The organism is Candidatus Obscuribacterales bacterium, from assembly GCA_019744775.1.
Lineage (GTDB): Bacteria > Cyanobacteriota > Vampirovibrionia > Obscuribacterales > Obscuribacteraceae > SBAT01.
Genome location: JAIETZ010000005.1, coordinates 160795 through 173311, shown reverse-complemented (window position 1 = coordinate 173311; position 12517 = coordinate 160795). Strand labels below are relative to the sequence as shown.

Below are 12517 nucleotides of genomic sequence, written 5' to 3'. Positions count from 1 at the left end.
TGCGCCCCTACACAGAACCGTACGGCAAATATGTTCGTCAGCGCAACTTCGCGGTCAGGTTCGCGTTTTCGTAGGGACGCATTGCAGTTGCCTGCTTTCATTTCTCCGGGCAATGCCCTCGTAGGGGCGCATTGCATGCGCCCGTTATCCTTATAAAGATAAATTCTGCTGGACAAAACCTTGGCAACTGCTAAAATAGCGCCAGGCAGGCAGATAGCGCCCTTTTAATACTCTTACTAGCGCTTCCGAGCCTGTCCTATCAGGAGCTAAGCTTTTAGTATGTTCGAATCGTTTGGGCGTGGATACAGAATGGTAATGGCCAGCATTAAGATGGGCTGGCAGGATAAGCGTTTGCTTTTGCCGTCTATTCTGACCGTTTTAACCAACATCTTTTTTGGCGTCGTAATGGGCTATTTCGCTGTCGGCGAATTTAAGCAAGGGCAGCACCTGATACCGGAAAAAGCCGGCGAGGCAGCCAATTTGCTGGAAGGAGCCAAACATCAGGGTGCTTCGGGGCTTGCCGGGCTGACCGGATTAAATGGACCGCTTGATCCAAGCGGCTTTGGCAGTGATTTTGGCCAATTAGCGCACTATGTAGATACCCAAGCAGTATTGATGTTTTTCGGCATTTCGGCTGTCTGGTGGCTGACCAACCGCTTTCTGGAAGGGGTTACAACTGGTCTTGTCTATACGCACCTAACCGAAGGTCCTGGCTCAGGCAAATTCTCTGATGCTACTAAGGCAGTCTTTTTAAGCCTGCCGGCAATTATTGTTTTGGGGCTTGTAACTTTTGTAGCCAGACGCCTGACAGGCTGGATGCGCAACAGACGTTCTGTCGGCATATTCGGTTTTGGCTTCAATTTCCTCGCAGGTGTTATCGAAATATTCTGGACGCTAGCCGGGCATTTAATTTTGCCGGCAATTGTTATTGAAGGTACGTCTTTCTGGGGTGCTTTGAAGCGTGCCGACAAAATTGCTCAAGGCAATTTGCTTACGATAGGCTTGGGTGAAGTTGGTGTTGATTTGATATGCCGCGTCACTTCTTACATTGTCTATCTCGGTGGTTTAGCTGGATTTGGTTATGCCTGGTATCAGCACGTCAATTTCCTTTCGCCGATGTTTGTGCTTGGCGCATTGACCTGGGCTGTTGCCGTTGTCTTCGTGACAGCACTTTCAATTTACATTCGCGCAGCTTTCTATACTTGCTTATATGTGTGGGCCCTTGATGCTGAAACAGTGGCAGAAGCCGAACGCATTCGTGTTCGTCCGCCAGGTCCTTTAGCTCAAGCTTTAGCCTAACGTTACGTCTAAGTTTTTGACCGTGCGTGTATACACATCCATAAAGTAGTGGATGTGGAGGTACGGTTATGTCGAATTCAATAGAAGCAGGTTGGGGTCGAACCAACCAGGCTGAGTCTGTGGTGGCGCAATCAGCAAGAGAGAAGCTGCTTGAGCAAACTCAGGCTAACGATAATGTTGGGGATGCTCAAAGCAGAAAAGATGCTGAGGCAATTGCCAAATCAAATCCGCCGGATAGAGAAGCTGTAAGCACTCTAGCTGAGCATTTGTTTGAGGCTTATCAACTACGAGGAGATAATTGGTCAGGACAGGTTGGCTATGCCAAAAAGGTCAATGACGAATTAGAGAAACGAGGCAGCAAAATGCGCATTGTAATCAATACAGCATCTCGTGGATTCAAGGATGAAATGGGTCCTGGAGAGGTTGGACTGTTCTCCATCGTTGACATTGATGGCAGTGTGATTCTGTCGAGGTTGCGGTATTGAATGCTACCTGAGTTGTTTGAACGGACCATCGCCTGCTGTGATTTGTCCAAGAATCGCGACATTCTTGAGAATGCCTTCAGCCATTTTCCGCTCAGCTGCAGTTTTTGATGAAAGCATATTCTTAAAATGTGGAAGTTGCATGCATGCAGCCATTATGGAGAAGTCACCAGTGAATGCTTTAAATTCCTTGCTTAGCTTAATTTCCTCGATGCCACGTAAACCAATGATAGAAACAGGATTTACATCTTCAGCCGTGACGTTATGCCCGGTACTGATGAAAAGGAATCTACCTGGTTGCAATTTTGTATAGTGACCATCTCGTCCTTTGAATACAACATCGCCATTTGAACTTTTCTCGAATACGTAAATTCCGACATCACGTCCTCTGTCACGAATGAATACACAAGAGCCCTTTGGACATTTCACATTTCCACTTGTCACTGTTACGGAATACTCGGTATTGGAGGCTGCTATCAATCCAGCTACTGCGTTTTCAGATATGGTGTCTTCACTACTAATGTTGGGGGCCGGTAGATCTGCAGTTGCAATATAAATTGGTTCAAAGTCATTCATAAGTGCAGATTGACCATCGGAAGCGTTCCAGGTTAGAGCAACTCTTTGATGGAGTTTGTCGGCATGTTGAGAATTGGGATTTGCTCTGAAATCTACAGCTATCGGACCAGTGCTTGGTTTTTCCCAAGCCATCAATTCGGGATTGTAAACCGCACCTTTTGGAATTTGATAAACCGCGTTGGGATCTGTAACTACAATTTTTCCGGCAGAAGGTCCAGATTGAACTCGTCCGATATTTTGGGGTATGGCTTCACGAGGCTTAAATGACAATCCCTTCTCGGCTAATGCATTTGCCATGGTTTTGACGTCAAAAGTTGATAAACCTTGACTTGGAGCAAAAGGAAGCTGCTCCAATGTGTAGTTGCCCACGTTTGCCGTCCTGTTCGGTTGCAACACAAGATCTGATTGCGGACGATTTATAGTCTCCCGTGGACCGACTCTAATAATGTCGTTGGTTTCATTCTTGAATACAATACCCTCAGTGCCGGAAGCGTAGTAGGTATAGTTTCCTGGAGCCTGTTCTATCAAATTGAGTACCGCTTTTTCTTGACCGCTTGCAACAAGTTCGCTAATAGGTTTTGAAATTACAGCTGGTCCGGAGCCAAATTGCTCAACACTATTTTTGAGGGGCGCCCAATATTTGGAGGTCTCGGGGTTTGTCAGAAAATCCGGCATTGCTGCTTGATTAATTCCCTGCATTGGAATTGAATTACTGTTTGCCGATTGAGTCGATGGCTGGACAGTTTGACCTTGGCGATTTCCAACAAATTTAGATGCTTGTCCGTCTGTACTTGCTTGCTGACCTCTTCCAACGAATCTATTTTGATTGATGGGTGTTCGTCGATCGTTGGAACTATTCCCAAGACTGAGACCACTGTTTTGACTCGACGGATTTGCTGATAGTGTTGGATATTGTGCAGATGAAAATGCTTCAGGACGTGTTGCAATTGCTTTCTGAGCATCTGAAGACGCAATTTCTGTAAAAGAACCATACGGTACCTGAGCTGCACCTTCAATTGAAGCATTGCCAGAGAGTGTAATTGCTTTTGTAGCTTCCGATGTTTGTCCAACTGGTATTGGACTTCCGGGCACAGTCATAGTTTGTGAGCCGAATGTGTGAGTATATCCTGTTGGCACGTCCACAATGAATTGAGAATTGGATGGTGGCAATCCCATCGATTCCCGTACTTGGTTTGTGGTTGCTTGCGCATCCCAATCTAATGATGACGGAGCAAAACCGTCATTGGTATGTGTGTGACCGTCGAGTTTTAGTGGTTGTTCGCTGCCGAAATTAATTCGATCTGGTCCACCAGACACAACGAGTTTAGTGCCTTCAGGAGCAGAAGCCATTAGGCTCGTGCCTTGTCCCTTCAGTTGTGCAGCACTTGGAGTGATGTATCCCATCTCGACGCCTGTGGCAGTATATGGATTACCAAAAGCGTCATATCTTAATACTCCATTTTGAGAGGCGTCTTTCATTGCTCCTTGTACGAATGCCATATCGTGTTCATTTCCTGGCAGAACTGACAAAAATGGTTGTGCGTCTGAATCAGCAATTCTTCCAGCATTTGCTATATCTTGAGTCGATACTCCTCCTTGCTCGAGCGCTTTCTTAATATCGGACATGCTCGCTTGAACTGCGCCTGTATTTCCGTGGCTGATTTGATTTCCTGCAGCTTCGCCGATAAGCCCAGTTGTTTCACCTGCGGCTTGAATCTCACCTGCTAGTTTGGTTGCGCCGCCAACTTCTTCGGCAATTTTTCCGGATGCAGCAAGTTTGCCTCCTGGAATTGGCAGCAGTAAGTTGAGTCCCTTTCCTGCAGCTTCGGTAAGCGTGTATGCAGGATTTTCAGCGACTGCGTCAACGCCTTTGTGTGCGGCGTTTGTCATAGCATCTACTTTGGTATCTAAGTATGGACCAATGCCACCGGCTTTGTTTATTTCAGACAGTGTGTTGCCTGTTGCTTTTATAGTGTTTTCAATGCTGTGACCAATAGCAGCGCCTGGATCTGTATGCATCTCTATAATCGGTTGAGCGAATTTATACTCGGACATTGCTACGCCAGCAATAGTACCGAATTGTTTGGCGGCTGCCATAACATCAGGATCACTTGTATTTGCAAATGCTTGGGTGCCAAGTTTTGTCAGATCACTAATTGGATCAGTGACCATGCTCTTAATTAGTCCATCCATTGCATCCGGCTTAGCGTTAGGATCAGGGGCCGATTTTGGTTGCATCATTGCTTGAGCTTGACCGTCAGTTTTATCGCTGGCAACAAGATGTCCGACTAAGGGTTCCATTTGCTTTTGAATTTGCTGAACGGACTGATTACCGGCTTGGGCTAGATTTTGAGCATTCTGTTGGGCTCCTTGGACGAGCTTAGAGAATTCGTTTTGGATTGTATTTAGCCCTTCTTTGCTGTTGCTAATGAACGTATTCGGATCGATGAAGCTCTTCACCAGATTGTCTTGGGCAATACCGCCTTGTCCAACATCTGTCATACGCGCATGGTCCATAATGGCTTGCTGCTGGCTAGCGCGAGCGTCCGGATCTTGAATTTGAGATGTCTTTGTATCTGGAACATACACTTTCATCATGCCGCTTGCGAGTGCATCTTGTGGAGAGACAGGATTGTTATTTGAATCGACAAGGTGAACATTGGCAAAGTCCGTCTTGTTAATTAACGTCGGCGAGTAACCCGCACCGGATCGTTCGAGCATTCCGGTGTTCTGTCCTTCTTTGATAATTGTCGCGCTATGAGATGTTTGAACATCGTTCTTATACTGATAAGTTAGCGAGCCAATATGATCGATTTGCGACATGTTGTCCCAATTGACTGGTGTTTGCACCCAGCCATGTTGAGCCATATCTGTAGCGGAAGCCATATTGCCTTTCCCAAATCCGCCATTGGCATTTATAGCTGCTTCTTTGCTGTCTGCATGCAAATCTTGTCCTGTGACGACTGATTGGGCAGTTAGGTGACAATTGCTGCATTGTTGTCCCCAGCTTTGAGCACTAGACCAGCCAATTGAGTCTTGTGTCCCTTGCATCTGACCCATTACCCCGAGAGCTTGTTTGACGGAATTGCTTCCAGCTTTGTTGTCTAATTGATATTCGCCACCGTCGGTTTTGTTATAGATGTTCGATAATTTCCCTGGAAGAATGCTACCTACGTTGCCAGTCGTTGGTGGATTGTATCCGGCATAACCAGGTCCGTAGTTGTTAATGTTTGCATTGCCTGTAACTGCTGGATTATAAGTGCTTCCAAACTTGTTGATGCCTGAGCCGTCCGCATTTGGATTTCCGACAAACGCAGAAGTCGGTCCCTGCGCACGGAAGTCATTGCCTATGCCTTTCATCTCATTAATGTCTGCTCTGGCAAAGTCTTGATGACTGACACTAAGATCGAACCGTTGGGCGTGTTCTTGGAATTTGCCTGCATTCGGATCATCCGCACGCACAGTGCCGGCAGTATCAATACCATAAATAATTCCATCTTGACCAAAGGAAAAGGCTGGTGTCATATCACCAGAAAAGAGATCTACTTTAAACTGGGTACCTGAGCTGTCTTTCCATAATTCAAAGGTCGAATGTTGCTCAGGCGAATTGGCTCTCGCTTTTTCGATATCTCTTAGCTGATCGATACTCTTAACACCCTGTTTCTGGAGCATCTCATTTATCTTCTCTGGCGAGTAGCTCTTGGTTGTCGCATTTCTCCAGCTCTGTTGTGTTCTGTCAAACACGGGAGTTTGTGGCTGACTTGCCAGGTATTGCTGAAATCGAGCACCCTGTTCGCCTTGAATTAAGCCATTTCTTTCCTGTGATGACATGCCTGCCCAGGCATCTTTACCGACAGCTGATTTGAGATTGTCGATGATGTTGCCCATGTCATTCCAGGGCATCTTACTTTCGTCTATTCTTTCTTTGCCGTTGCGCAGACTTGTCATCAAGCCTTTCATGTCACCATTGAAATATTGCTGAGCCATGCCTTGTGCACGGTCTTTCCAGGCATCGTAGGTTTCGTCATGTTCACGCGGCACACGATTTTTCCAGTCATCCCACCAATCTTCAGGGAGATTTACGTTGGGCGGCTGACTGTTCAGATTGTTTAGGGCTTGTGCCAGTTGTCTTACGTCTTTTGCCCAGTCGTCATAAGTCTGGTTCGGGTCGCGGGGAATTACGTCTTTGAGCCAGTCTATGAGGTCTTGTGGAATATCGGCGACATCACCAAATGGCGTGAAGTCTAAAGGAGTCTTGCCGTCCGTGCCCGTTCTATCGTTGTTTGTTTGAGAGACCGGTGGTTGAAATGTGGTCTCTATTCGGCGTGGTGTGTTTGGGTCTGGTCTCGACTGAGTAGGTGGCAACGGAGCTGGAGGAGATGGTGGAGGTGGAGGTGGAGGTGGCGGTGTTGGTCCTGATGGATAATTCAAATTTGTGATCGAAATTTGATTTGGTGGAGTGCTTTGTGGATTTGGTTGATATATGCCATTGCTTCTGATGGCTCCGATGTTCGCGGTGGTACCGGAAGCAATTATTCTTGTTGGTATCCCAAATTTTGTAACTAAATTGATGTTGTCTACATTGAAAGTCTTAAATGTCGCAGCAAGAAGTTGTACTGGTCCAAGAATATTTGCAATTACGTTGTTGCCTTTGCTATTTACGATTACGTTTAACCCACCGGAAATGTCGCCTGCCGTAACATCAGCATCCTTAATTAATGGACTAAAAAGTCCTATAGGAGCTGACGGCAAAATGCCTGCCGTTGTTGGAAAGTCCATCGTAATAAGCCTGAACGATGAAGAGTCACTGGTGACAACCGCATCACCAATAGTTATGCCTTGTCCGCCATTTGCCTCAGCAAGGAGTCTTGCGTCATCAACTGTCATAAGCCCTGCTGTAGCCATTGTTATACGGCCCTTTGTGCCATTTGGACCACCGGCTCGTGCACCGAAGAAATCACCAAACCCGTTAGAGGTTATGCTTGATACGTTGCCTAAATTGATATTGCCACCACTAGAGCTCGAATTGCCGGTGATCGTACCTAAAATATCAATCGAAGAACCAGTCAAGCTTGGCATATTTAGTTGCGCGCCTGCGTAGAAATTTAGGCCGAATGCTGAAATTTGGGTGACACTGGCATCAGCATTGATATCGCCACTAGCAAATACGTAAAATGCATCACCGGTATATAGTTGATCACCAAATAATTCGACTGTTCCACCGAGCCCTGTAGTAGTGGCATTCATGAAAAATACGGTATTGCCAGTGAGCGTGCCGCCGATTGGATTTATTACTAAATTACTCGCTCTTTGAGTAAGAACTGCAATCTGGCCAGTTCCAGTTGCAGTTATTGAACTGTCATTAAAGAACTGTCCGGTGACAATTGCTACATTGTCGCCCTGCACGGTAGCAGAATTGGAATTGACGAAAGCATTTTGTGCCGCAATTGTCATCATGCCAGTGGATGTTAATGTACTGGCATCATTGAAAATATTATTTAGTGCATAGAGTGAAATTGTCTGAGCACTGGTTGTACCGCCGCCGGAATGAAAAATGCTGCCCATCGGTGCAGCTAGAGTAAGGTTGCCGCTTATGGACAATCCAGGAAGACTATCAACACTGATATAGGTGTTCAATCCTCCTACAGCTTGAATGAATAGACTAGGCACACTACCGGTAAAGGTTATCAGGTTTTCTGGTCCTAAAAGTGGTCCTGGTCCATTGATGGCAAGGTTTGTGCCCGATGCGGCAGCTCCGCAAGAGGGGCAATTAACTGTGCCGGTGCCGGCGATAATGCAACCGGTACAATTTGGATTGGCTGTGACGGTGCCTGTGACTGTCACTGAATTGGTAGAGAACAATTGAACAATTCCACTGGATGATATGTTACCGCTGACTGTTATTGGTGCGCCCAACAAGGTTGTTGCCGCAAAGATGCCATTATTTGGAAAAACTGCCCCGTTCGAAATAGTGACAAAGTTGCCCGCGCATATTGGACAAAACGAAGATGGTGTTGCTGAGGCAAAGGTAACACTGCCATAGTTGGTACCAAGTCCTGCGCTTACACTGCCAATGCTGCTGGCAGTGCTGAGTGCGCCGGCTACTATGAGGACATTTCCATTGGCAAATCCAGGACCAGATGCGTCTGCTGTAACGGTCAGAGTTGGTGGCAATACAATACTGCCACCTAAACCGCCGCTAGATGCATAGGCAATTATGTTGATATTGCCGCCGTCACCAGAGCCGTTTGCGACAGAGCTTAATGCAATAACAGGATTGCCATTATTCAAGTTGATATTGCCACCTGTTGCAGAAGCACCACCGACTGCATATTGGTTGCCAGTTCTAAAGAAAACAGTGCCGGCAATAATGTTGATTTGTGCTCCCGAGCCAGGGCTTGTCGGCGTGGAAGTAATAGACACGTTAGGTTGGAATGTGTAGATGTCGCCACCAGCTATTAGCAGAATGTTGCCACCTGTGCTTGTTAAATTTGCGCCCAACCCTAAATTACCTGTAGTGGACAATAGTAGTGGACCGCCTGCGCTGTCCACTGGTGTATTGACTAATAAATCCCCGGCTCCGACAAATTCAAATGATGAACATACTAGTTGATTGATAGTTATAGAACTGCTGAGGTTCTCAATAATTACTGCTCCGGAAGTGTTGATCGAAAGATCTGAAGCATCAATAAGAAGGGGCGACGTGATAGTTCCACCTTGTACTTGCTGCTGTCCATTGATATTGCCTGCCCCAACTGCTGTGCTTGTGCCAATGTCAAACAACAAAATATTGTTAGCTGTGAGGACCGGTGATAAAGGACCGCCAATTATTCCGCCTTGTCCTGTTCCTGATGATGACGCTTGCAGGTCCAGTGTGCCATTTGTCGCTGTCAGAGAGCCAACCACGAAGATGCGTCCATTGCCTCCCGCATTTGCTGTTGTGTGGACATAATAGGTCTGTCCTGTACCGCCTGCATAACCACTTGCTAGATTTACCGAACCGGTGGGAGCTAGGTAAACATTTCCACCAGCTGATGCAGAGATATTGATGGGTTGAGCAGTAGGACTCAGCAGCACTAAAGGAGCTGCTGGAGTTCCTACATTGCCGGAGACACTAACTGCCGTGAAATTGGCTGTCGACAGCGTCGAGGTGAGGAATTGGGTTATGTCGCCTGAGCCATTTGCTATGAGCCTAAGGCTATTACTGGCGGACAAAGCAATCGGTGAGCCATTGCCGATTATGATATCGCCGCTATTAACTGTGGCGATGGTGATGTTGGCTACGTTTGTTGCATTGATCGCGGCCAATGTTGCAGAAGGAATATTGGTGTCAGCAACAACAGTGCATCCGGCGCATCCGACAACTGTCGAACCAATATCGCCGCCGACTAGCGCGCAGCCGGCACAAGCCGTCACTGCTCCAGATGTTACTGTACCCTGTGTAAATAATTGAACTAAGCTCTTCGATGGCGTCGTGAGCGCATTGAGCAGAATGTCTCCGGGCTGCAATGCTCCAGCGGAATAGAATCCGGTTTGAACACCACTGAAGCTAATAGTTATATTTGTTGTTGGGCAGCCGGGACAAACAATTTCAGGAGTCGCTGATGCTATCGTTATGTTGCCATTTCCGGCTGTCCCACCAGCCGTGTTAATTGAAGCGGTTGGGAGGCAGAAGGTACAGCCAGGTTGGGAGGTTATTGTTGTTGCTGTGCTTGGTGATCCTGCGATTATTGTGACATTGCCGTTTTGTCCTGGTGTATCGCCTCCCGTCGTAATACTGAAGACGGTATTACCACCAAATCCCGGCAGTGTGATGGTTCCGCCAGACACTCCGTTAGCTAGCGCGACAAAGTTGATGTCTCCACCACTACCTAAAAAATTGGTAGAATCGTGTGAGTCAATTTTCCTTACGCTTGACAGAGAGATGTTCCCGCCGGTGGCTGATGCTCCAGGTGCTATGACAATGTCGTATGTCGGACTTATTGAAAAGTCGGCTCCCGCGATGAAATTCATCGCACCAGCATTTACTGGTGTGCCACTAAAGGTAGTGGGAACTGTGTCGATGCTGATTTCTGATAGTGATTGAATGTCTTGTCCAGCGATTATGGAAAGCATCCCGCCTCTTCTGGAACTTAGATTTGCATCGAGAAAGACATTACCTTTTGCCGCAAGTGTCAAGGGTCCGTTATTGCTGACTTGGAGAGCGGCACCGTTAGCTACAGAAAGATTTCCTCCGGCATAAGCACGGAGTCCACCAGTGATAAATATGAATCTGGAGAATTGGATGTTGGTTGGTTTAAGTGTCGTTTGGGGGGTGATACTGCCGGATGTAATTGCTCCATTGGTTCCGAATACGATTGGATTTGTACTTGGTTGCGCGGTGTATAGATTAATATTTCCCGTGTTGTTGCTGCCAAATGTAAGGGAGTTACCAAATACAATGGCATCAGTTACTGTTGCACCAGTTTGATCGACAATTGGTGCTGCGGTATTGGCGCCTGCAATAACATTTACATCTCCGTTGCCGCTGGAACCGGACACAACAAAAACATTTGGCGCTATTACATGACCACCTCCGCCGCCTGTGCCGGAATATGCAGCTAATGTGATATTGCGTCCAACGCAACCGAAACATGCCGGACCTGGTGAGCAGCCGGAGCAGGAGCTGATTTGCATATTGGGACTGGCGGAAAAGTCGATGTCTCCGCCGGTTAACGATGGCCCGCTTATGGTCACAGGACTGGTCGCTGCGCCACTTGGTGGGCTTCCAGAGATCGCTCCGGTAGAACCAGTGCCGCCAGTTATGTTTGCACCAGCAATGATAGTGACGTCAAAGCCCTGTCCGGTTGTCGCACTGTTGGCTTGAATTCTGTTGACTGTAGTGCCGTTAGGAATATAGATGCTGCCTCCGGACACTATGGAGAGCGCCTCACCGACAAGAATGTTTCCCGTAATTTGAATATCGCCAGTGTTGAAGTAAGTCGGATCACCACTCAAATTCATCTCACCAAGTTTTAGTGTTGGGTTGGCAGTCATCACATGAGCTATTCCGGCTGTGATTCTGGCGACACCACTAATGTCTCTAACATTTACATCAACAGCTCCCTCGCCGGAGTAAATATTCAGTTGCTTGGCGATGTAGTCTCCTCCATAGAGCGAAGTATTTACCTTGGTGGTCATCAAACTATCACGAATGTTTATCGAGCCATTCAAAGCTTGCAGGACTCCATTGACGTTATTGAGTGTCATGTTGGCTGTTTGTGCCGCCTGTACATTGATGTTGCCCAGCATGGCAGCCATAACGCCTGAGTTTTGGATGGCACCATTTAAGGCTGTCATGTTTAGTGCTTGCATGGCCATCATGACTGGTGACGGGCCGGTAGCACCCGGTGGGAGTGAATTAATTATTGAGCCGCCGGCGTAGAGATTTAAGTTGGCGGCACTGCTGATAGTACCGGCGTTGACAATGTTGTTGATGGCGCTCAAATTGAGACTGAGGCTTGTCAGGGCAGGATTTAAGCTTGCCTGCAGAGCCGCCGGCAGAATGGTAGAGATAATGGCGCTTTGATTGTTGGTTATGTTTTGTGCCGCCAAAGTGGCTGCAGTCACCGCGGCATTAGACGTATAGGCGTAATATGCGCCGGAGTTTACTAGGTTGCCGGTGAGGTTGACCATTGAAGCACCGGCAGCGTCATGGAGAGCTGTTACACCAGATGGAATGGTCAAATTGCCCATCATACTTGTAAGGGCAGAATTCATCGAGAAGGTGCCAGACTGGGCTGCCCCCATGGCATTTAACATTAAGGTCTGGGTGCCCGTTTGCATTATCTGCTGTAGAGCTACAAATTGGGCAGGCGTTACCTGGGCTCCGGCCGTAATCGGGACCATAGTGCCGGCCATATCTACATGCACTGCAGCCGCTTGCCCCACGGATTGGACCATAACGCTCGCTTCAGTCGAGGATAGGTCCAAATTAACCGCTGCGGCGGTAGCCGATTGTGCTGCTTGTGCGGCGGCTTCTTGAGCCAAGGCTGGCGGAAGGCAAGTGGTCAATAGTAGAAATGAAGCTGCAACGCCGGCAAATAGCCGCTGTAAACAAAGACGTTTCATATAATTCCCCGATGCAACATGTGAAGACGACAAAAATAAGGCTTAGCCAG

The 12517-nt window shown here is 47.4% G+C and carries 3 protein-coding genes; 2 read left to right on the top strand and 1 reads right to left on the bottom strand.

The annotated features are described in order from the left end of the window. Nucleotides 1-279 precede the first annotated feature (279 nt). Nucleotides 280-1299, top strand: coding sequence for a hypothetical protein (locus K2Y22_13170; GenBank protein ID MBX9879405.1), 1020 nt, complete (start codon nt 280-282; stop codon nt 1297-1299). Between the two features lie 68 nt (nt 1300-1367). Beyond that, entirely contained in the window at nt 1368-1784 is a 417-nt protein-coding gene (locus tag K2Y22_13165; GenBank protein ID MBX9879404.1) for a hypothetical protein, read from the top strand. A gap of 3 nt (nt 1785-1787) precedes the next feature. Here K2Y22_13165 and K2Y22_13160 read toward each other — a convergent pair whose 3' ends face one another. After that, nucleotides 1788-12467, bottom strand: a complete 10680-nt coding sequence (locus K2Y22_13160; protein MBX9879403.1) for a hypothetical protein — start codon at nt 12465-12467, stop codon at nt 1788-1790. Nucleotides 12468-12517 lie beyond the last annotated feature (50 nt).